This is a genomic window from Bradyrhizobium sp. WSM2254 (genome assembly GCF_000472645.1).
In the GTDB taxonomy this organism is placed as follows: Bacteria; Pseudomonadota; Alphaproteobacteria; order Rhizobiales; family Xanthobacteraceae; genus Bradyrhizobium; species Bradyrhizobium niftali.
In genome coordinates, this window is record NZ_AXAB01000027.1 from 11,215 (window position 1) to 32,267 (window position 21,053).

Here is a 21,053-nt window from a genome sequence, read left to right on the forward strand (position 1 = left end):
CGCGCGCTTCCCGCGGTGCGCCCGTAGAAGGGCAGCCGCGGGGAGATACTCTCACCCTGCCTTGCGCACGGTCTGCAAGAACTCTGCGACATCTTTCTTGAGCGCACGTGCCTGATCCTGCAAGGCCGAGGCGGCCGTGAGCGCGGCTTCGGCGCCGGCATCGGTCTCGCCGGCGACGGTGCGGACGGCGCCGATCTGGTCGGTCACGGCCGATGTCCCGTTCGCGGCCTGCTCGACATTGCGCGCGATCTCGCTGGTTGCCGCTCCCTGCTCCTCGACGGCTGAGGCAATCGTCGTCGCGATCTCCGTCATCTCGGCGATGGTTCTGCCGATCTGGCCGATCGCAGCGACCGACTGTCCGGTCGAGCCCTGTATCTCGGCAACGAGCCCCGCGATCTCCTCGGTGGCGCGCGCGGTCTGGGTTGCGAGGCTCTTCACTTCGTTGGCGACCACGGCAAAGCCCTTGCCGGCATCGCCGGCCCGCGCCGACTCGATCGTGGCATTGAGGGCCAGGAGGTTGGTCTGGCTCGCGATCGCCTGGATCAGCTGGACCACCGTCCCGATCCGCTCGGCAGAATCCGACAGCGCGCGCATCAGCGCCTCGGTCCGCGACGCTTCACCCCTTGCCTGATCCGACACCGATACGGAGCGCGAGACCTGGCTCGAAATCTCCTTGATCGAGGCGGCGAGTTGATGCGTCGCCGCCGCAACGGTCTGCACATTCGAGGATGCCTGGGCCGATGTCGCGGCGACCTGCTCGGCAAGCGAGCGACCCCGCTCCGCGATGCGAGCAAGACTTCCGGCGCTCTGCCCCATCTCTTCGGCACGACTCGAGACGCCGCCAATGACGCCCTCCATGCCGCGATCGAAGCGGTCGGCGAGCTGCGCCATCATCGCCGCGCGTTCCGTCTCGGCTGCGGCGCGCTGCGCCGCAGCGTCCTGCTCCATGCGCCGGACGGTCTGCGCGCTCTGGCGGAACACCTCGACCGCGCCGGCCATGTGACCAATTTCGTCGCCGCGCCCGCCGCCCGGAATCGCCTCGTCGAGCTCGCCCGCCGCAAGGCTCTGCATGCGCAAGGTCATCTGGCCGATGGGGCGCGACACGCTGCGTCCGATCAGCCAGGCCAGCAATGCGCCCAGGACGAGCGCGGCGGCGGCCACCGTGAACACGAGATTGCGGGTTTGATCGACCGACCCAGCCGTCAGCCGGCTCTGCTCGGTGCGCGTCGCGCCGAGCGCCCGGCTGATCTCCGCAACCTTGGCATCGATCGTGCTGCTGGATTTGATGAGATCGGCCTGCGCCTTGCGCAGCTCGCTCATCGCGGCGGACAGCTCCGTCAGCGTCGCCGATTGATCGGCAAGCACCTTCTTGAGGGCCGCGATCAGATTCTTCAGTCGCGGCGCCTCGACGTCGGCGATCTCCGCCTCGCTATCGGCCACCGCGGCCAGCGCATAGCCGATCGTCATGCCAGCATCGTCGGCGTCGACCTGAGCCTGGGTGATGGTGAAACGCAGCATCGAGACGCGCATCGCATCCACCGTGCCGGCCAGACGCAGCGGCTGGAGCAGACGGTCGGGCTGGTTGGCAAGCGCGACGTTGATCGCGCCGACGTCGAGGCCTGCCGAGGCGCCGAGGGCCTCGCTCTTGGTGCTTGCGCTGCGCAGGCGATCGACGGCAGCGGCGACCGCCGCGAAGGATTTTCGATAGGTCCCGAGCGCATCCACCAGCGCGCTACGACCGGCGGCAATCGCCGGCAGGCGGGCGAATTGCTGGTCGACCTGGTCAAAGGTCTGGCCAAAGCCGTCGATCGCCTTCATGGCGCTATCGCGGTCGCCGAGATTGCGCGTGCGGATGAATTTTTCGACGGTGACATTCGACGAAAGCAACGCGGCGTGCACCCTCGCCATGCCGGCATCGCCATCGGCGCTGGTGACGAGATCACCGACGGTGCCGCCAATCTCGGACAGCCGCATGACGGCAAGCAGCGCGAGCACACAGAGGAAACCCAAGACCAGCGCGAATCCGCCGAAGATGCGCGGGCGGATGCCGATGCGCGACAGGAGCAATGACAGGTTCATGATGTTTCCCGCGATTACGGCGTAGCCCGGATCCGGGCGAGCAGATCCTTGCCGAAGCGCTTCTCGAATTCGGGCTCCAGAGGCTTCACGGCATCGATGAAGGGCTGGCGATCCACCTTCTCGATGATCTCCATGCCGGCCTTGCGCAGCTCCTCGAGCTTCTTTGTCTCCTCCGCGACGCCACTCTGCCAGGTCGCCTCCGCACCAGCCTTGGCTGCGGCGACGATGGCGGCCTGGTCGGCGGGCTTCAGGGCCTGGAACGCCTCGCGATTGGCGACGAAGGCGATCGGTGCAAAGAAATGCCCGGTCAGGCTGGCATATTTCTGCACCTCCTCGAGATGGCTGGTGGCAATCGTCATGACCGGGTTCTCCTGCCCGTCGATTCGGCCATCCTTCAGCGCGGAGTACACCTGCGTGAACTCCATCGGCACGACCTCGGCGCCGAGCGCCTTGAAGGTCATCTGATAGACGTCGTTCGGCAGCACGCGGATCTTCAGGCCGCGGAGGTCCGCAGGAGAGTGAATCGGCCGCTTCGAATTGGTGACGTTGCGAAAGCCCTGCTTGCCGATCGCGAGCAGCACCAGCCCCTTGTCGGCAAAATGCTTGGCGAACAGTGCGCCGACCGGCCCCTCTGCGACCGCCTTGGCCTGCGCCGCATCGCGGAACAGGAACGGCACGTCGAAAACGCCGAATTCAGGCACGGCCGAGCTGACCACCGAGCCGGACAGCGTCGCCATGTCGACCACACCGCTGCGCATGGCGGCAAGGATCGCCGTCTCACTGCCCAGCGCGTTGCCAGCGCGTGTATCGAGGATGATGCGGCCCTGTGCGAGCTCGGCGAGCTTGCGGCGGAATTCGTCGGAGCCGATCTGCTGCGGCGACTGCGGCGAGCCATTGTACAGCAGCGACACCATCTGTGTCGCTCCGGCCGACGGCCGAACAGCGAGACTGAGTAACGCCAGAACCGTGCTGGCCACACCAATATAAAGCCGCTTCATCGCCCTCGTCCCCAAGCGAGGCGACGATAGCGAGATAAGCTATATGAATTATTAACCTAGATTCCGGGCGGTGCCCAAGCACCGCACACACTGATCATCCTTCAGCGCGTTTGCGTCGATATGCGATCAGCAGTGCGATCGTCGAGCCGATGAAATAGCAGGCGGTGGCGCCGGAGATGGCTCGTCCGATGATGATCGCGAGCGCGCGATCGCTGGCGTCGATCGCCGAGATCACACCGACCGCGTATTGCAGGGCAAACACGATGAGATTGCGGATCAGGGCAAACGCACTGCCCGGACGGATGATCTGCCCGGTCGTATGATCGACGTCGAACGGACGCGGGGTCAGCACACCGAGCGGCAGCAGCGCCAGCGCGGCCGCGATCCAGGCGACCAGCGGCCAAACGCTGTCCCGGTGGCCGAAGCCGATCCGCGACATCCCCCAGACGATGAACACGACCGGCACGATCAGCGCGCGCCAGATCGACGTCGTGCGCGGCTGCATCGCCTTGATGCCCTGCCAGACAAGATAGGCGAACAACGCAAAGACCCAGAGCGGCGTGTGGACCAGGACCTGATAGGCGAATGTCACGATCGGCCCCTCTAAAGCGGCGCCGCGCTCTCGCCCTGCGAGCTCGACAGCTTCGAGGCGAGCGAGGCGATGACGATGACGACCGCGATCAGGGCGATCACCAGCGTGCAGATCGCGTTGATCTCGGGCTTCACGCCCAGCCGCACCTCCGAATAGATCCGGATCGGCAAGGTCGCCGAGCCGGGGCCGGTGGTGAAGCTCGCGATCACGAGATCATCGAGCGACAGCGTGAAGGCGAGCATCCAGCCGGCGACGATCGCGGGCGCGATCAACGGCAGCGTGACGGCGACAAACGCGCGCACCGGGTTGCAGCCGAGGTCCATCGCAGCCTCCTCCAGCGAGCGGTCGAGCGAGCCGAGGCGGGACTGCACGACCACGGCGACGAAGCACATCGTCAGCGTGGTATGGGCGATCGTCACCGTCCAGAAGCCGCGCTCGGCGTTCAGCGCCACGAACAAAAGCAGTAGCGACAATCCGGTGATCACCTCCGGCATCACCAGCGGCGCATAGAGCATGCCGGAGAACAGCGTCCGGCCGCGAAACCTCTCGCCGCGCGACAGCGCCACCGCGGCGAGCGTGCCGAGCAGCGTGGCGATGGTCGCCGAGGAGACCGCGACCCGCAGGCTCATCAAGGCCGCCTCGATCATCGCGCGATCATTGAAGAACTCGTGATACCAGCGCAGCGACCAGCCGCCCCACACCGTCACCAGCCGCGAGGCGTTGAAGGAATAGATGACGAGAATCAGGATCGGCAGATAGAGGAATGCCAACCCCAGCGCGAGCGAGGCGACATTGAAGCGGGACAGGCGAGAGACCTTGCGCATCGGCTCACCGTCCCTGTTCCAGTTGCCGCTTCTGGAGCCGTTCGTACAGCAGCAGCGGCACCAGCAGCACCACCAGCAGCACGATGGCCGCGGCGGACGCGACCGGCCAGTCCTTGTTGGTGAAGAATTCAAGCCACAGGGTCTGGCCGATCATCAGCGAATTGGAGCCGGCCAGGAGGTCGGGGATCACGAACTCGCCGACGATGGGGATGAAGCACAAGAGCACGCCGGCGCCGACGCCGGGCAGCGACAGCGGGAAGGTGACGAGCCAGAACACCTGCCAGGGCGGCGCGCCGAGATCGGAGGCCGCCTCCTCCAGCGCCGGCTCCATCTTGGCGAGCGTCGCATAGAGCGGCAGGATCATGAACGGAAGATAGGAGTAGACGATGCCGATATACATCGCGGTATCGGTGGAGAGCCACACCACCGGCTGGCTGACCAGATGCAGCGCGAGCAGGATCTGATTGAGCAGGCCGTCGTGCTGAAGGATGTTGATCCAGGCATAGATGCGGATCAGGAACGAGGTCCAGAACGGCACGATCACCAGCACCATCGCCACCGCCTGCCAGCGCTTCGGCAACCGCGCCATGCCATAGGCGATGGGATAGCCGATCAGGAGCAGCAGTGCCGTCGCCGTGACCGCAACGGTGAGGCTGCGCACATAGGCGTACACATAGATGTCATCGGAGCCGAGCAGCCTGAAATTGTCGAACGACAGCGCGGCAAAGGCCGCCTCGAGCGATTCCCACCCCGCCGTCAGGTCGAACACCGGCTCGTAAGGCGGCTGCGCGATCGCGGTCTGCGACAGGCTGATCTTCAGCACGAAGCCGAACGGCACCAGAAAGAACAGCACCATCCAGACATAGGGAGCGATCGCGGCAAAGCGCGCCGGTCGCGCGAAGATGCGGCGGGAGCTCATGACGGCAGCACCATGCAGTCGTCGGGCGTGAACCAGGCGACGACGTTCTGGTTCACGCTGTAGGCGTCGACGTCGAGGCGGGCGCTGTTGGCCACTGAAGCCTGCACCGTCCCGCCGGTGTCGAGCTTCACCTTGTAGGTGGTGGTGCCGCCGAGATAGCAGATGTCGGCGATCACGCCGTCCAGCCGGTTGATTGCCGTTTCACGGCCGGCCTCGCTCACCGGGCCGCGGCGCGACAGCTTGACCTTCTCGGGACGGATCGCGACCGACAATTTTCCCGCGCCGACCGGCTCGCGCGGCTCGGCGACCACCAGCGTACCCGCATCACGGGTGCCGATGACCAGACGATGGCCGTCGCGCAATCTGGACTCGGCGTCGAACAGATTGACGTCGCCGACGAACTCCGCGATCCAGCGCGAGCGCGGTGCCTCGTAGAGCTCGCGGGGGCCAGCGACCTGGGCGAGCTTGCCGGCCTTCATCACGCCGATCCGGCTCGCCATCGTCATCGCCTCCTCCTGATCGTGGGTGACGATGATGAAGGTCATGCCGAGCCGACGCTGGAGCTCCATCAACTCGCCTTGCGTGCTTTCGCGCAGCTTCTTGTCCAGCGCGGCGAGGGGCTCGTCGAGCAGCAGCAGTTGCGGGCGGCGTGCCAAAGCGCGGGCCAGCGCCACGCGCTGGCGCTGGCCGCCGGAGAGCTGGTCGGGCTTGCGCTTCTCGAGCCCCTCGAGCTTCACCAGCGCGACCATCTCCGCGACGCGCGTGGCGATGTCGGCGCGCGCCATGCCGGCACGCTTCAGGCCGAAGGCGATGTTGTCGCGCACCGAGAGGTGTGGAAACAACGCGTAGTTCTGGAACATCATGTTGATCGGGCGCTCGTGCGGCAGCGCCTGCGCGATGTCCTTGCCGCCGAGCAGGATGCGCCCCTCGTCCGGCGCTTCGAAGCCGGCGAGCATGCGCAGAAGCGTGGTCTTGCCGCAGCCGCTCGGGCCAAGGAGGGCAAAGAACTCGCCGGCCTTGATGTCGAGTGACACGCCGTCCACGGCCCGGAACGTCCCGAACGTCTTGGCGACGCCCTCGATGCGCAGCAAAGGCTGACCCGCTACGGGAAATACATCTCCGGCGGCCGTATCGGCCGCGACGTCCGTTCCGGGCAACTCTTCCGCCATGGTCCCTGCCAACCCCGATTCCGCTGCACGCTAGCGGCCGATCGGCCTTTGCTCAACCGGTTCGGGCCGATCGTTCACATCCGCCATGAACGCGGCCAGCGCGTCGCGGTCCGCTGCCGGCATGGTCAGACCGAGCTTGGAGCGGCGCCACAAGACGTCCTCGGGGAAGCGTGCCCATTCGTGGCCGATCAGATAGCGCACCTCGGCGCCGGTCAGTTCGGGGCCGAAGGCGGGACCGAGTTCGTCACGGCTCTTTGCCTCGCCGAGCACCATCGGCAGTCGCGAGCCATAGGCCGCGACCAGGCGCTGGGCCTCCTCCTCCGAGAGAAAGCGCCAGCGGTCGCGTGCAAGGTCGACTTCAGTATCGAAACGATCCCAGGCGAAATCGCCGCCGGGCAGCGCCGCCCCGGCGGTCCAGCGCGGCGACATCGGATAGAACGGCGTCAGCCGTGTCACCGCCCGCTCCGCACGCAGGCGCGAGGTGGTGACGTCACCGCCGAACAGCGTGATCAGCGGCGCCTTGCGCCGGCGCGCATGGAACAGCGTCGTGCCGTCGCGTCCCCGCGCGGACGCCAGCGTCAGGTTGACGCCCGAGACCGTGCGGACCACGTCGGTCGGGGCGACGCGCTCGCGGAAATAGCGGCTGGCCGCTTCGCAGAGATAGCTGACGTCGGCGCCCGCCATCGCGACGATGGCGGGATCTCCGGTGAAAGCATGCGTGACCGTGCCGATCAGCGTGAAGTCGCGTTCGAGGGGCCGGGCGAAGATCAGCCGTCCATCATTGTTCTGGAAGACGTAGACGTTCCCGGAATCGAACAGCCGCGGCACGATGATCTGGCTCATCTGCATGGCGGCCATAGCGGGCAGCGGCTGCCGCAGCACGGTGTCCGCCACCATCGACGTCCACCCGCCGGTGGCGTTGGCCAGCGCCCGCGCCGTGATCGCGCGGCGGTGGCCGCGATCGACCACCGCAAGGCGCCATGTGTCGGTTCTGTCAGCGCGCACGCAGCGTGCCCCGGTATGGATCGCGGCGCCGCGTTCGGCGGCATCCAGCGCCGTGAGCACCACCAGGCGACAATCATCGACGACGCAGTCCGAATATTCGAAGGCTGTTCCGAACGGGCGCTTCAGCGCGTTGCCGACCGGATGATGCGTGATGTCGAGGGTCGCTGATGGCGGCAGGCCACCCCGGTTCGTGAGGCCGTCATAAACATACAGGCCGGCCCGCAGCAGCCATGGCGGGCGCTCCTCGGAATGGGCGGGAATCACGAAGCGCATCGGCCGGACCAGATGCGGCGCGATCCGGAGCCAGGTGCGGCGCTCGGCCAGCGCCCGGCGCACCCGCCAGAACCCGCGGCGCTCCAGCACCGACAGATCGCCATGGATCAGCCGCGGCGTCGCCGACGAGGCGGCACCGCCGAGATCGCCCTGTTCGAACAGAATGACCCGCAGGCCGCGGCCGGCCGCATCGCGCGCGAGGCTGACACCGTTCAGGCCGCCGCCGATGATCGCAAGGTCGTAATCCGCCATGAAGCCGTCGAGAAGGAGCGAAACGAAGCGCTCTCATCACTAGAGCCATTTCCGTTCCGATGGTATCGGAACGCGGCTCCGGATTCCTGTTTTGACGTGTTTTCTTGACGCGAGCCGGTTTCCACTTCGCTCGAAAACGCTCTAGCCGGTCTTGAGCGCGAGCTCCACGGCTTCGGCGCGGCCGACGAGGCCGGCATACTTCCCGATCGGCAGCGGCTTGCCGAGCAGATAGCCCTGCACGCCGTCGCAGCCCTCCTTGGCGAGGAAGGCCAGCTGGTCGAGCGTCTCGACGCCCTCGGCGATGATGGACATTTCGAGGCCGTGGCCGAGATCGATCACGGCGCGCACGATCGCCGCCGATTGCGGGTTGCGGCCGAGATTGATGATGAAGGCGCGGTCGATCTTGATCTTGTCGAACGGGAACGCCTGGAGATAGCTCAGCGAGGAATAGCCGCTGCCGAAATCGTCCATGGAGATGCGCACGCCGAGCGCCTTCAGCCGGCGCAGCAGCGCCAGGCCCCGATCGAAATCCTCGATCAGCACACCCTCGGTGATCTCGAGCTCGAGCCGACCGGGCGCCAGCCCCGTCTCGATCAGGATCGAATGGACCAGCCCGACCACGTCGCCGTGCATGAACTGCGCCGGCGACAGATTGACCGCGACCTGGAGGGGCTTGGGCCAGGACGCCGCCTCGCGGCAAGCCTCGCGCAGGATCCACTCGCCCATCTCGACGATCAGGCCGCTTTCCTCGGCGATCGGGATGAATTCGGCCGGCGAGACCTGGCCGCGCACCGGATGCTGCCAGCGCGCCAGCGCCTCGAAGCCGATGATCTCGCTTTCGGCGACGCTATGGCCGGCGGCGCCCTGCGGCTGGAACGCGAGCGAGAGCTCGCCGTTCTTGATCGCCATCGACAGGTCCTGATGCAGCACGCGGCGATCGCGGATCTGCTGGTCCATCTCCGGCTGGTAGAGGCTGATCGTGCCGCGCGATTTCTGCTTGGCGCGGAACAGCGCCGCACCGGCATTGGCGAGCAGGGAGGCGCCGTCGGCGCCATTGTGCGGGAAGATCGACATGCCGGTGGTGACGCCGGCGCGGACCGGCCGGCCGTCGATCTGGAATTCCCGCGCGACCGCTTCGCCGAGCTGCTGCGCCAGCGCAAGACCCGCCTCCGGCTGCTTGCCGTCGATGATCAGGCCGAACTCGTCGCCGGACAGGCGTGCCACCACGCCGCCACGCGCGGAATCCTGGAGCCGCTGGGCGACCTCGACCAGGAGCTTGTCGCCGAGCGCATGGCCGAAGACGTCGTTGACCTCCTTGAGGCCGTCGAGGTCGACGCAGAGGACGGCGAACTCCTCGCCGGTGCCTTCGCAGGCCTCGATCATCTGGGTCAGCGCCTGCAGGAAGGCGGCGCGGTTCGGCAAATCGGTGAGGCCGTCGTGATAAGCCATGTGCGCCATGCGCGACTCGGTCTGCCGGCGGTCGGTGACGTCTTCGTGGGTCTTGATCAGATATTGCGGCTCGCCGGCATCGCTGAGCACGGTGGCGCGGCGGGTCAGGAACAGCCGCAGGCCGTCCTTGGTGGAGATCGGATGCTCTTCGGTGATCATCCCGCGCTTCTTGATCGCGGCCTCGTCGCGCGCGATGATCAGCTTGGCTTCCTTGGGATTGAAGATGTCGGACGCGGTCAGGCCCGTGGCTTCCTCGCGCCTGCGGTTGAGGATCGACTCGGCGCTGCGGTTGGCGAGCAGATAGCGGCCGTCCTTGACCTGCTCCACGATCAGCGCCACCGGGATGTTGTCGACGACGAGTTCGAGGAATTTCTTGGTGCTCTCCAGCTCCTGCGACAGCGAGCGGCGGTCGGTGATGTCCTCGAACACGAGCAGCAGGAATTCGGGCTTGTTGTTCTCGTTGCGGACCACGATCCGGATCGAGGCTACCATGCGCCGTTCACCGCCGCGGTCGACCTCGAACTCGTTGCGGAACTGACCGTCCGGCGAATTGAGCGCGGCCTGGTCGGTCGCCTCGATTCTGTCCGCCGAGACGGGGGCAAACAGCTCGCGCGCGTTCTTGCCGACGACCTGGTCCCGCGAGAAACCCCAGAACCGCTCATAGGCGCTGTTGGCGAAGATGTAGCAGCCGTCCTCGATGTTCTTCGCGGCGACGCAGGCCGGCACGTTGTCCAGCACCGTTTCCAGAAACTGCTTGGTCGAGGCGAGTTGCCGCGACAGCCTGCGCTCCTCGCTGACGTCGAGATGCGTCGCCACCGAGCCGCCGTTCGGCAGCACGAAATATTTCACCAGGATGGCCCGGCCATCAGGCAGTTCGGCGATCAGACCGTTGGCGCTTGCCGCCTTCTCGTAGAACTCCTTGTCGGAGACGCCACCGAGGACCCCGCGCTTGCGTCGCAGCTCGAGGAGGTCGTGGCCGTTCATGTTGGCCCACAGATCCGACCGTGACAGGCCATAGATCTCGAGATAGCGGTCGTTGCAGAAGATGACGCGCCGCTGCGCATCGGTCATCACCACGCCCTGGTTGAGATTGTTCATGGCGGAGGAGACGAAGGCGTTGCGCCGCAGCTGCAACCGCCTGGTCCGGCGCAGCGCGGAGTGGATCCACAACGCGATTGCCACCAGGAACGCGCAGACGACGATGCCCCCGATCAGGGCTTCCCAGATCAGGTTGGGATCGAGGTTGTCGAGCGAGCTCGGCGGAGCGAAGCTGTCCGACAGCGCAAAGGCACGCGCAGGCGCGACCGTGCCGATCAGGCACACGACGGCCTGCACAGCAATCGGCATCGTGCTGTCCGCGTGCCAGTTCTTCTCAGCCATCAGCCACCCGCGATTTCAACGTCGGATTGTCTGGCTTCACGGGTTTGGATCGGGTAAACGCCTGTACGCGCAACAGAAAAAATCTGACGTGAAATACGGCAATTGCCCTGACATGATAAATGCTTCCTTAACGGAAAATGACCCCGCGCCGTCGTTCCCGGGCTTGATGCCACCGGCGCTTCCAGCGGACCTCCTGCACAACCATGGATAGGGTCGACTGCATCGTCATCGGAGCCGGCGTGGTCGGGCTCGCGGTAGCTCGAAAGCTGGCTCAGGCCGGGCGCGAGGTCATCGTGCTCGAGGAGGCCGAGGCCATCGGCACCATCACCTCCTCGCGCAACAGCGAGGTGATCCATGCCGGCATCTACTACCGCGCCGGGAGCTGGATGGCGCGCATGTGCGTCAGCGGCAAGCACGCGCTCTACCGCTACTGCGGCGAGCGCGGCATCCCGCACAAGAATTGCGGCAAGCTGATCGTCGCGACCAATGCGAAGGAAACCGAGAAGCTGCAATCGATCAAGGCGCACGCCGAGGCCAATGGCGTGCTCGACATGCAGTTGCTCACGGGTGAGGCCGCACGCGCGCTGGAGCCGGCGCTCGCCTGCGACGCCGCGCTGCTCTCGCCCTCGACCGGCATCATCGACAGTCACGCCTACATGCTCTCGCTGCGCGGTGAAGCCGAGGAAGCCGGCGCGGCCTTCGCGTTTCACACCCCGCTGATCCGCGCCAAGGCGGCCGCCGGCGTGATCGAGGTCGAGGCCGGCGGCGAGGCACCGATGGCGCTGCAATGCAGCCTGCTCGTCAACGCTGCGGGCCTCGCGGCGACAACAGTGGCGCGCAACATCGACGGCATGCCGCTGGACCGGATTCCGCCGGCCTATCTCGCCAAGGGAAATTACTTCAGCTGCAATGCCAAGGCGCCGTTCTCGCACCTGATCTATCCGGTCCCCGAGCCCGGCGGCCTCGGTGTGCATCTGACGCTGGACATGGCAGGGCAGGCGCGTTTTGGCCCTGACGTCGAGTGGATCGAGACGATCAACTACGAGGTCGATCCGTCACGCGCCGATCGCTTCTATCCGGCAATCCGGAGATACTGGCCGACGCTGCCTGACGGCGCGTTGATGCCGAGCTATTCGGGCATCCGCCCGAAGATCGTGCCGCCGGCGGTCGCCACGCAGGATTTCCTGATGCAGGGCCCGCGCGATCACGGCGTCGCAGGCCTGATCAACCTGTTCGGGATTGAATCGCCGGGACTGACGTCCTCGCTCGCGATCGCGGATCACGTCGCCGAGCTCGCAGGAATCTAGGGCGCCGCGCAAATGTCCTTGCGCGCTTTTGCACCCTCCAACAGGGATGAGCGCAACGGCTCTCACCCCTGCCTGAAAGGGTACGATCAAACTTTGCACTGTTACGGGGTTTACTAGTGGAGCGTGTCGCTAGTTTGCTTCAGACGCTCGATCTGGTCCTTGACCATCAACTTCCGGCGCTTCAACTCAACAATTTGCAGGTCGTCTGTTGAAAGGTGCACGAGAGCTTCGTGCAATTCGTTTTCGAGAGTTTTGTGCTTCCGTTCCAATTCAACCAGATGTGCCTGAATTGTCATTCGAAACCTCCTCGGTAGGGGTGACCTTGGATTCGATCCGGACGAGCAAGTGTACATCACCGATTCGTTCTGTCGACGAATATCCGTCGTCGCAATGTCATTTTTGAAAATTCATATGTAACGAAGCGTGAGTAAGGAACCACGCTGGGAAAAATCCATGATATCAATGCGCTTGCGCAGCGCCGCAGCGAACCGTTGAAAATATCTTGCGAGAGATCGGTGAGCGACGGCCCGAGATCGCTTGCGGTCACGGCGCGCAAGGACGATAATTTCCACAGGGCATCCACAGCCTTAAATCTCACGCCATCGGTTTTTCGGCCACCGCAGACATGACCCATGAAGACGAGCGCGAACTCGAAGCCGAGCTCGCCCGGTTGCAGCAGGAACACCGAGATCTCGATGCCGCGATCGATGCACTGCATCAATCGCCAGCCCCCGACCTATTGCGGTTACAGCGGCTGAAGAAGCGCAAGCTGTTGTTGCGCGACCGCATCGCCTTCATCGAAGACCAGATCACGCCTGACATCATCGCCTGATCCCCAGCGGGCTTTTCGCGGCAGGGCGCCGCAGTGAATCCGCTTGACTCCAAAAGAACAAAATAGGAACATTCCGGCATCCAACGCCCCCAGGAAACGCCCAGAGAAGCGCCCAAGGAACCAGCAAGGACAACGCAGATGTCGGCAACCGCCCTTTTGGACAACAGCCATTATGAACAGGCCTGCGATCAGGCGATCGCGATGTGCGACGGCAATCTGCGCAGCACCATCAAGGCGCTGATCATGGCCAACGAATATCTGGAGGCGGAACTCGAGGAATTGCAGGCGGCGATTTCAGCCGGCTGCATTCCGGAGACCTCTCGCAGCAAGGCGCGGAGCAGCGCCGCCTGATGTTGATGACCGGAGCAACGCCATGTCGGACGTCACCTACTACGTTGCAATGCCCTTCCTGATCGATGACGACGGATCACCGGTCGCGGGCGCCGCGGAGGAATGTCAGTCCTCGACGGCAGCGCTGCGGCGCGCCGAGATTCTGGCGCGCGGCGCCGGCCACATCGGCGCGATCGCGTTTTGCCGCAGCGGTGATCCCATGACCGGCGAATTCGGCGACGCTACGCTGCTGCGCAAGTTCGGCAACGTGCCGGAAGATCTGGCCACGTTGTAGGGCATTTATTGTTTGAGCATGATCTCCGCGCAAACGCGTTTCGCGTTTGTCGCGAGGAAAAGCGCTGCACACTTTGCGCTAACGCGGCCCTTCGGGTCCGGATCATGCTCAGTTGCTGACGAGCCTGATCCGCGGCTCGTGCCGCCGGCACGCCTTGCGCACATACATTGCGGCATCCGCCTCCTCCAGGGCGCGGCCCGCGTCGGATTGCGCCCCCAGCAATGCGACGCCGGCAGAGGCGCCCGCGGTCACATGCTGGCCGCGGAAGACGAAGGATAATTCGTCGATCGTCTGCTCGAAGACCGCGGCCTTCGCCTTGGCATCGGTCTCGTTGAGATTCCACAGCAGCAGCGCGAACTCGTCGCCGCCGAGCCGGCCGACCACGTCGGAGGCACGGACCTGCCGCGTCAGCGCGCCGACGATCGCCTTGAGCACCTCGTCGCCGGCGGCGTGGCCGAAGGAATCGTTGATCGGCTTCAGCCGATCGACATCGAGGACGATCAGCGCGCCGCTGGCGTGATATCGCTTCATGTAGGCAATGGCGCGCGTGAGCTCGCGCTCGAAGCCGCGCCGGTTCGGAATCTCGAGCAGGAAATCGGTGTCGGCGGCCGCCTCGAGTTCGGCAACGCGCTGCAAGGCCTGCTTGAGCTTGGTCCGCAGGCCGCGGATGACCTTGGCACCGTCGTTGCCCCCATCATCGGCCGACGCTCCGCGCCGCGGCGCCTTGACCCCACGCCTGACTGAACGCTTGGGGGCGGCTTTGGATCGGCTGGCACTGGTCTTCCGGCCCTTTTTGGCCTTCGCAGCGCTTGCCCTTTTTGGTTTCTTCATGGGCATCCTGCTCAATGAAGGCTTGCGGGGATTCACCAAGACAGGATAGTGCATTCCCTTCTCCTTGCCACCGCCTTGCGAGCCGCCGGCCGGAACCGTTAATCTGGCCTATGTTTCTGTTTTCCCGAGCACAATTAACGTCATGACCGCGCCGATCGCCATCATCATGGGAAGCCAGTCGGACTGGGACACGATGCGGCATGCCGCCGACACGCTTGAAGCGCTCGGCGTTGCCGCCGAGACCCGCATCGTTTCGGCCCACCGCACCCCCGACCGGCTGGTCGCTTTCGCCAAGGGCGCCAAGGCGGCGGGTTACAAGATCATCATCGCCGGCGCGGGCGGCGCTGCACATTTGCCGGGCATGGCGGCGGCGCTGACGGAACTCCCCGTCTTCGGCGTTCCCGTCGAATCGAAGACGCTCAAGGGCGTCGATTCGCTCTATTCCATCGTGCAGATGCCCGCGGGCATCCCGGTCGGCACCCTTGCCATCGGCAAGGCCGGCGCGATCAACGCGGCGCTGCTTGCTGCCGCCGTACTGGCATTGTCCGACCCGGCCTTGTCCGACCGCCTCGCCGCCTGGCGCAAGGCGCAGACCGAGGCGGTTGCCGAGCGCCCGGAGGACAAGGCGTGACTGACGCAAAGCAGGTGAAGCTGAAGCCCGGCGACACCATCGGAATCCTCGGCGGCGGACAATTGGGGCGGATGCTGGCGATGGCCGCGGCGCGGCTCGGCCTGCGCTGCCAGGTGTTCTCGCCCGATCCTGACTCGCCGGCCTTCGACGTTGTGCTGAACGCGACCTGCGCCGAATATGCCGACGTCGAGGCGCTCGAGCTGTTCGCCAACGACGTTGACGTCATCACCTACGAATTCGAGAACGTGCCGGCCGCGGCCGCGATGGTGCTGGATGCGCGCCGCCCCGTGCTGCCCAACCGCAAGATCCTGGAGACGACCCAGGACCGGCTCGCGGAGAAGGATTTCGTGACGCGGCTCGGCATCGGCACCGCAGCCTATGCCGACGTCACCTCCGTCTCCTCGTTGCGCGAGGCGATTGTAAGGATCGGTCTTCCGGCCGTGCTGAAGACCCGCCGCTTCGGCTATGACGGCAAGGGCCAGGCCATCATCCGCGAGGGCGACGACATCGCCAAGGTCTGGACCAGCCTCGCCACCAAATCGGCGATCCTCGAAGCCTTCATCCCCTACGAGCGCGAGATCTCCGTGATTGCGGCGCGATCGGCGACGGGCCAGGTCGAGTGCTTCGACGTCACCGAGAATGAGCACCGCGACCACATTCTGAAGATATCCCGCGCGCCCGCACAGATTCCGGATGCGCTCGCGGAAGAAGCGCGCAGCATCGCCGGCAAGATCGCCGGCGCGCTCGATTATGTCGGCGTGCTCGCGGTGGAAATGTTCGTGCTCGCCAACGGCACCGGGCCGAAGGTGCTGGTCAACGAGATCGCCCCGCGCGTGCACAATTCCGGACACTGGACTCTCGACGGCGCCTCCATCTCGCAGTTCGAGCAGCACATCCGCGCCATCGCCGGCTGGCCGCTCGGCAAGCCGGTCCGCCACGGCGAGATCGTCACCATGACCAATCTGATCGGCGACGAGATCAACGATTACGAGAAGTGGCTGAGCGTTCCGGGCGCGACCATCCACATCTACGGCAAGGGCGGACCGCGCCCCGGCCGCAAGATGGGCCATGTCACCGAAGTCCGGCCGCCCCGGGAGAAGTGACGGGACCGCGGCAACCGCCGCGATCCCGCTTGCCGACTAGGTTTGTTCTGACGCGTTTTTCTGACGCGAACCGGTATCCACTTCGCTCGAAAACGCTCTAGGCCGTCTTCACGCCTGCCACGACGCCGGCGGGCTCCTCGCTGAGCCAGCGATAGATCACCCCGCCAAGCGCGCCGCCGATCAGTGGCGCGACCCAGAACATCCAGAGCTGCGCCAGCGCCCAACCGCCGACGAACAGCGCGGGGCCCGTGCTGCGCGCCGGGTTCACCGACGTGTTGGTGACGGGAATGCTGACGAGATGGATCATCACCAGCGTGAGCCCGATCGCGAGCGGCGCGAAGCCCGCGGGCGCACGGCCGTGAGTTGCGCCCATGATGACGAACAGGAACATCATGGTCATCACCACCTCGGTGATGAAGCAGACCACCATGCTGTACTGGCCGGGCGAATGCGCATCGTACCCGTTCGACGCGAAGCCCTTGGTGACGTCGAAGCCTGGGGCGCCGCTGGCGATGACGTAGAGCAGTTCGGCGGCAACGATCGCACCGCAGACCTGCGCGATCACATAGGGCAGGATCTGGCCGGCCGGAAAGCGCCCGCCGGCGGCAAGGCCGACCGTGACAGCCGGATTGAGATGACAGCCCGAGATGTGACCGATCGCGTAGGCCATGGTGACGACGCTTAAGCCGAACGCCAGGGACACGCCGACCAGGCCGATTCCGACCTGCGGGAAGCCGGCTGCGATCACCGCGCTGCCACAACCTGCGAATGTGAGCCAGAAGGTGCCGATGGCCTCGGCAGCATATTTCTTCATATCCATGTGTCGTCCCCTGATTTCAAAGTTTCCGGAACGAAGCTCCGGTCGCAGCCCCGTCAAGGACGCCAAATCTCCCAAATCGGGGCCGCACAGAGGTCTTTTCGCCTTATTTAATGGCTGAACTTGGCCCGAAACCCCGCTTGGCAGGTGGACATCCAGGGTTTTGTCTGATACATCCGCGCGCTCAAGGCTAAGGGCTTGTGCGTTTTGCCATCCCCTTTGACTTACCAGAATTCAAATCCTGTCCACTGAAGAGGATGCCGCGTGCAGGTTCTCGTTCGCGATAACAATGTCGATCAAGCCCTCAAGGCGCTGAAGAAGAAGATGCAGCGCGAGGGTATTTTCCGCGAGATGAAGCTCCGCGGTCACTACGAAAAGCCCTCTGAGAAGAAGGCTCGCGAAAAGGCCGAAGCCGTGCGCCGCGCGCGCAAGCTGGCCCGCAAGAAGCTCCAGCGTGAAGGCCTGCTGCCGATGAAGCCGAAGCCGGTGTTCGGCGCTGGCCCCGGTGGTGAGCGTGGCGGCCGTGGCGGCCCGGGTGCAGGTCCGCGCGGACCGCGCTGATTCGCCGAGTTTTTAAGACCTCAGTTTTCGATAACGCGGGCCGCTGGCCCGCGTTATTGTTTGTGAGCAGTGCCTTTCTGGGACGGGGCACTACCGATGCGGCGCTAAAGCGCGATGAGGTTGGTCATCGCGCTTTAGATTGTTGTTTGAGCATGATCTTTTCGGAAAACCGCGGCACACTTTTCCGGATCATGCTCTAGCGCGAGCGAACCGTAGATGGCCTCCCCTTTCCCCGAGCGTGGCTTGGCGCGACTGCGCCAGATCTGGCGGCAGCCGCTCGCGCTGGCCTTGATGGGGATCGCACTGTGCGGCTGCTCCTTCGATCTGGGATCGCTGACGCCGGAGAAGGAAAAGCCGCAGGAGGCCCCCAAGCCGGCGGTCGCCACGGAGAGCGCGGTCAGCCCCGGCAACGTCACTGAGGCCCAGGCCCGCACCGCAAAGGCCCAGACCCTGGCCAAGTCAGGCGAGACGGCAGCAGCGCTGGACGAATTCAATCGCGCGGTCGGGCTGGATCCCTACAACGCGCAGGCGCTCTATGGCCGCGCGCTGATCTACCAGGGCAATAACGAGCACAATTTCGCCATCGCCGATTTCACCGCCGCGAGCGGGCTCAACCCGCAAAAGGCCGAGCCGCTGCTCGGCCGCGCCATCAGCCATCTCGCCCTCGGCAAGATCAAGGAGGCTGCGGCCGATCTCGACGAGGCTTCCGAGGCCGATCCGCACAATGCCCAGGTGTGGACCGCGCGGGGGCAGGCCTATGAGCGGCTGGGCGACAAGGCCAAGGCGGCGGCCTCCTACACCAAGGCTGTCGCACTTCGTCCACGCGATGATGCCGCCCGCAGCGGCCTCGCCCGCGTCGGCGGCTGACAAGCAGCTATGGCTTCGGTTCTGACTGGATCAGACCCGAAGCTCTGGGATCTCGGTGTGAGGGGTTTTCTTCACGCGGACCGGGGTCCACTTCGCCCGAAAACGCTCTAAGCCAGCACCTTAATCGGGGGTGGAGCTCTTCGGCAAGACGGAGTGGAACATCGACTTCATGCCCGACAGCATCTCGTCCGCGACGTTGGTCTTCTTCGGCCGGGGCATGGTTGCGCCGGCATCGGCACGCAGGTCGAGCGGCGGCGCGATCACCGGCACGGGAATGTCAGCCGGCGGCGTCAGCCGATTCGGGTCGTCATTGCCGACCGAGGCCGTGTAGGACGGCGACGAACCGCCATTGCCATACGCCTCGGGTGAGGGCGTGGACACCGTGATCGGCGGCGGCAGCGGACGGACCGCGGACGGCTCCGTGGTGACGACACGCGGGGCCTCGGGGACGCGGGTGGCTTCGCGCACCGCGGGCTCGGGGGTCCGCTCGACCGGCTTGGTCTCGGCGGCTTTGGCTTCGGCAGCCTTGCCCTCAGGCGACTTGCGAAGACGCTCGATGGCGGCACGCGCCAGATCGTTGGCGTCGGGGGTCGCAGCCGGGGACGTCGCGGCCGGCGCAGAATTGGCCTCCACCACCGGGGCAGTAGCTGCGGGGGTCGACTTCGCGGCCGCCTTCTCGCGCGCCGGGGGGCGGCCATGCGAGGCGGCGTCGGCGGGAGCGACGTCCGCAGCCTTGGTCTCAGGCTTGTCGGCGGGCTTCTCGGCCGCAGCCTTGTCCGTCGCACTCTTCTCGGAAACGCTCTTTTCGGAGACGCCCTTGGCCTTGACGCCGGGCGCCGGCAGGTTGGCGACGTCGGCGGGCTTGCCGTTCTTGCCGGCTTCGGCAGGTGCCACCACGGCCGCAGGGGTATCGGCCGCCGGCTTGGCGTTGATGTAGTGATTAACGATGTACGCCCCGATGATCGTCGCGAGCACCGAGGGGAAAATATCCATCGAGATTTTAGCGAGGTATTTCAGCATTTCTCGGCCACTCCCCGCGCGATCTGATGCGGGAACTTTGGGGCATTGTAAGGGATCAACTGCGACGGATCGATGGCAAACGGTAAGCCAGACTTACGGCTTCAGCTCGATCTCAAGGAACACGATCTCAGTTGAGGTTTCGTTAAGTACGTCGTGTTGGACGCCGGCCTTGCGGAAGTAGGATTTTCCGGCCGCAAGCTGCGCCTTGGAGCGCTCGCCGCCGGGTGCCACGATGGTCATTTCGGCGGCAACGACGGGAACAATCACATAGTCCATCCCGTGGGTGTGGTGCCCGGTCGCGCTGCCCGGGGCGAGCCGCCATTCGGTCACCCGGACCTCTTCGTTGTCGATCTGAACCTCGGACTTGGCGGCAAGCATCGAAAATCTCCTGGAGAATCGCTTCAGGGCACGAAAACCATGAACACGTAGACGGCAAATACCACCATATGGACCAGGCCGAACAGGACATTGGTCCTGCCCGTGCCGAAGGTCAGCATGCTCAAAAAGAAGGTCAGGAGCAAAAGGACGCTGCCCTGGCCGCTGAGACCGAGCTCGAGCTCCTTGTCGAAGGCGTAGGTGGCGATGCCGACGGCCGGGATGGTGAGGCCGATGGTCGCGAGCGAGGAGCCCAGCGCCAGGTTGATGCTCTTCTGAAGATCGTTCTTGCGGGCCGCCGCGATGGCCGAGACACCTTCGGGCATCAGGATCAGGAGCGCGACCAGAAGCCCGGCGAAGGCCGGCGGCGCGCCGATCCTGGCGGCCACGGCATCGACCACGAGCGAGAACTTCTTGGCCAGCAGCACGACGGCCAGGAGCGAGACCAGGAGCATCCCCACGGTAAGCGCAAGCGCTCCGACCGACAGGTGCGCCTCCCCGCCCTCGCCCTTCGCCCGTTCATGAACGAAGTAATCCTTGTGCAGGACGGTCTGGGTGTAGAGAAACACCGCATAGAGCGCGAGCGTCACCACATCGACGAAGCCGAGCTGAACCGCCGAATAGACCGGGCCCGGCGTGGTGGTCGTGTAATTCGGCATGATCAGCGTGATGGTCGCGAGCGCGAACAGGACGCTGAGATAGACGTTGGCCCCGGAGAGCTGAAACCCCTGCTCACGATAGCGCAGGCCGCCGATAAAGATGCAGAGCCCGACGAGGCCGTTGCAGACGATCATGACGACGGCGAACACGGTGTCGCGCGCCAGTTCCGGCGCCGGCTTGTCGCCCAGCATGATCGTGGTGATCAGGGCCACCTCGATGATCGTCACCGAGAGCGTCAGCACCAGCGTGCCATAGGGCTCGCCAACCCGCTCGGCGATCACTTCGGCATGATGAACGGCGGCAAACACCGTGCCGAACAGGATGACCAGAAGGACGACGGCGAAGACGAGCCCGCCCAGCGAGAGCGTGAAGACGTAGCCCGTCGCACTGACGGCCGCGAACATCAGCACGGCCAGCGCCGGAAATATCCAGGCCGACCGGGGCATCGGATTATGCGCGCTCATCCACCGGCTCCAATTGTCAG

General features: G+C 65.3%; 22 protein-coding genes. 8 read left to right on the forward strand and 14 right to left on the reverse strand.

Features of this window, described 5'->3' with window-relative positions; translation table 11 throughout:
• Positions 1-51 precede the first annotated feature (51 nt).
• The 8 genes from A3M7_RS0120235 to A3M7_RS0120270 form a co-directional block, all read right to left on the reverse strand.
• Positions 52-2,079, reverse strand: a complete 2,028-nt coding sequence (locus tag A3M7_RS0120235) for a methyl-accepting chemotaxis protein (protein ID WP_027545531.1) — start codon at positions 2,077-2,079, stop codon at positions 52-54.
• A 14-nt stretch (positions 2,080-2,093) separates the two neighbouring features.
• Positions 2,094-2,993 (reverse strand): TRAP transporter substrate-binding protein, encoded by a 900-nt coding sequence (locus A3M7_RS0120240; protein ID WP_084302329.1) that lies wholly within the window; start codon positions 2,991-2,993, stop codon positions 2,094-2,096.
• Positions 2,994-3,171: 178 nt separating this feature from the next.
• A complete protein-coding gene (locus A3M7_RS0120245; RefSeq protein ID WP_027545533.1) occupies positions 3,172-3,669 on the reverse strand; it encodes a DUF6622 family protein in 498 nt (165 codons plus the stop codon).
• A gap of 11 nt (positions 3,670-3,680) precedes the next feature.
• A complete protein-coding gene (locus A3M7_RS0120250) occupies positions 3,681-4,493 on the reverse strand; it encodes an ABC transporter permease (protein ID WP_027545534.1) in 813 nt (270 codons plus the stop codon).
• A gap of 4 nt (positions 4,494-4,497) precedes the next feature.
• On the reverse strand, positions 4,498-5,412 hold the full coding sequence (locus A3M7_RS0120255; protein ID WP_027545535.1) for an ABC transporter permease: 915 nt from the start codon (positions 5,410-5,412) through the stop codon (positions 4,498-4,500).
• Positions 5,409-6,581, reverse strand: coding sequence for an ABC transporter ATP-binding protein (locus tag A3M7_RS0120260; protein ID WP_027545536.1), 1,173 nt, complete (start codon positions 6,579-6,581; stop codon positions 5,409-5,411). The genes A3M7_RS0120255 and A3M7_RS0120260 overlap by 4 nt, the downstream gene beginning before the upstream one ends.
• Before the next feature lie 30 nt (positions 6,582-6,611).
• Positions 6,612-8,111: a glycerol-3-phosphate dehydrogenase gene (locus A3M7_RS0120265; protein WP_027545537.1), complete on the reverse strand. Its 1,500-nt coding sequence runs from the start codon at positions 8,109-8,111 to the stop codon at positions 6,612-6,614.
• A gap of 141 nt (positions 8,112-8,252) precedes the next feature.
• Positions 8,253-10,940: an EAL domain-containing protein gene (locus A3M7_RS0120270; protein ID WP_027545538.1), complete on the reverse strand. Its 2,688-nt coding sequence runs from the start codon at positions 10,938-10,940 to the stop codon at positions 8,253-8,255.
• Positions 10,941-11,143: 203 nt separating this feature from the next.
• Between A3M7_RS0120270 and A3M7_RS0120275 the strand changes: the two genes are divergently transcribed.
• Entirely contained in the window at positions 11,144-12,247 is a 1,104-nt protein-coding gene (locus A3M7_RS0120275) for an NAD(P)/FAD-dependent oxidoreductase (RefSeq protein WP_027545539.1), read from the forward strand.
• Between the two features lie 113 nt (positions 12,248-12,360).
• On the opposite strand, the gene A3M7_RS0120280 is transcribed toward A3M7_RS0120275, so the two are convergent.
• On the reverse strand, positions 12,361-12,543 hold the full coding sequence (locus A3M7_RS0120280; protein WP_027545540.1) for a YdcH family protein: 183 nt from the start codon (positions 12,541-12,543) through the stop codon (positions 12,361-12,363).
• Between the two features lie 329 nt (positions 12,544-12,872).
• Here A3M7_RS0120280 and A3M7_RS0120285 point away from each other — a divergent pair, with 329 nt between their 5' ends.
• The 3 genes from A3M7_RS0120285 (at position 12,873) to A3M7_RS0120295 (ending at position 13,704) form a co-directional block, all read left to right on the forward strand.
• Entirely contained in the window at positions 12,873-13,079 is a 207-nt protein-coding gene (locus A3M7_RS0120285; protein WP_027545541.1) for a YdcH family protein, read from the forward strand.
• 138 nt (positions 13,080-13,217) lie between these two features.
• Positions 13,218-13,430 (forward strand): hypothetical protein, encoded by a 213-nt coding sequence (locus tag A3M7_RS0120290; RefSeq protein WP_027545542.1) that lies wholly within the window; start codon positions 13,218-13,220, stop codon positions 13,428-13,430.
• 22 nt (positions 13,431-13,452) lie between these two features.
• Positions 13,453-13,704 carry a hypothetical protein gene (locus A3M7_RS0120295; RefSeq protein WP_027545543.1) on the forward strand — a complete coding sequence of 84 codons (252 nt, stop codon included), beginning with the start codon at positions 13,453-13,455 and terminating at the stop codon, positions 13,702-13,704.
• Between the two features lie 108 nt (positions 13,705-13,812).
• Here A3M7_RS0120295 and A3M7_RS0120300 read toward each other — a convergent pair whose 3' ends face one another.
• Positions 13,813-14,535: a GGDEF domain-containing protein gene (locus tag A3M7_RS0120300; protein ID WP_027545544.1), complete on the reverse strand. Its 723-nt coding sequence runs from the start codon at positions 14,533-14,535 to the stop codon at positions 13,813-13,815.
• 142 nt (positions 14,536-14,677) lie between these two features.
• Between A3M7_RS0120300 and purE the strand changes: the two genes are divergently transcribed.
• Together purE and A3M7_RS0120310 are read left to right on the forward strand one after the other, a co-directional pair.
• Positions 14,678-15,166: a 5-(carboxyamino)imidazole ribonucleotide mutase gene (gene purE, locus A3M7_RS0120305; protein WP_011089851.1), complete on the forward strand. Its 489-nt coding sequence runs from the start codon at positions 14,678-14,680 to the stop codon at positions 15,164-15,166.
• Positions 15,163-16,269 carry a 5-(carboxyamino)imidazole ribonucleotide synthase gene (locus A3M7_RS0120310; RefSeq protein ID WP_027545545.1) on the forward strand — a complete coding sequence of 369 codons (1,107 nt, stop codon included), beginning with the start codon at positions 15,163-15,165 and terminating at the stop codon, positions 16,267-16,269. Before purE ends, A3M7_RS0120310 begins: the two co-directional genes overlap by 4 nt.
• Before the next feature lie 97 nt (positions 16,270-16,366).
• On the opposite strand, the gene aqpZ is transcribed toward A3M7_RS0120310, so the two are convergent.
• Positions 16,367-17,089 (reverse strand): aquaporin Z, encoded by a 723-nt coding sequence (aqpZ, locus tag A3M7_RS0120315; RefSeq protein ID WP_027545546.1) that lies wholly within the window; start codon positions 17,087-17,089, stop codon positions 16,367-16,369.
• Between the two features lie 261 nt (positions 17,090-17,350).
• Between aqpZ and rpsU the strand changes: the two genes are divergently transcribed.
• Positions 17,351-17,647, forward strand: a complete 297-nt coding sequence (rpsU, locus tag A3M7_RS0120320) for a 30S ribosomal protein S21 (protein ID WP_027545547.1) — start codon at positions 17,351-17,353, stop codon at positions 17,645-17,647.
• 216 nt (positions 17,648-17,863) lie between these two features.
• Entirely contained in the window at positions 17,864-18,514 is a 651-nt protein-coding gene (locus A3M7_RS0120325; RefSeq protein WP_027545548.1) for a tetratricopeptide repeat protein, read from the forward strand.
• Between the two features lie 120 nt (positions 18,515-18,634).
• On the opposite strand, the gene A3M7_RS0120330 is transcribed toward A3M7_RS0120325, so the two are convergent.
• From A3M7_RS0120330 to A3M7_RS0120340, 3 genes are all read right to left on the reverse strand, one after another.
• Positions 18,635-19,534, reverse strand: a complete 900-nt coding sequence (locus A3M7_RS0120330) for a hypothetical protein (protein ID WP_027545549.1) — start codon at positions 19,532-19,534, stop codon at positions 18,635-18,637.
• A 93-nt stretch (positions 19,535-19,627) separates the two neighbouring features.
• On the reverse strand, positions 19,628-19,912 hold the full coding sequence (locus A3M7_RS0120335; protein ID WP_027545550.1) for a cupin domain-containing protein: 285 nt from the start codon (positions 19,910-19,912) through the stop codon (positions 19,628-19,630).
• 23 nt (positions 19,913-19,935) lie between these two features.
• The gene (locus A3M7_RS0120340; protein ID WP_027545551.1) at positions 19,936-21,033 is read right to left on the reverse strand and encodes a calcium:proton antiporter; all 1,098 of its coding nucleotides are present in this window, start codon (positions 21,031-21,033) and stop codon (positions 19,936-19,938) included.
• Positions 21,034-21,053 lie beyond the last annotated feature (20 nt).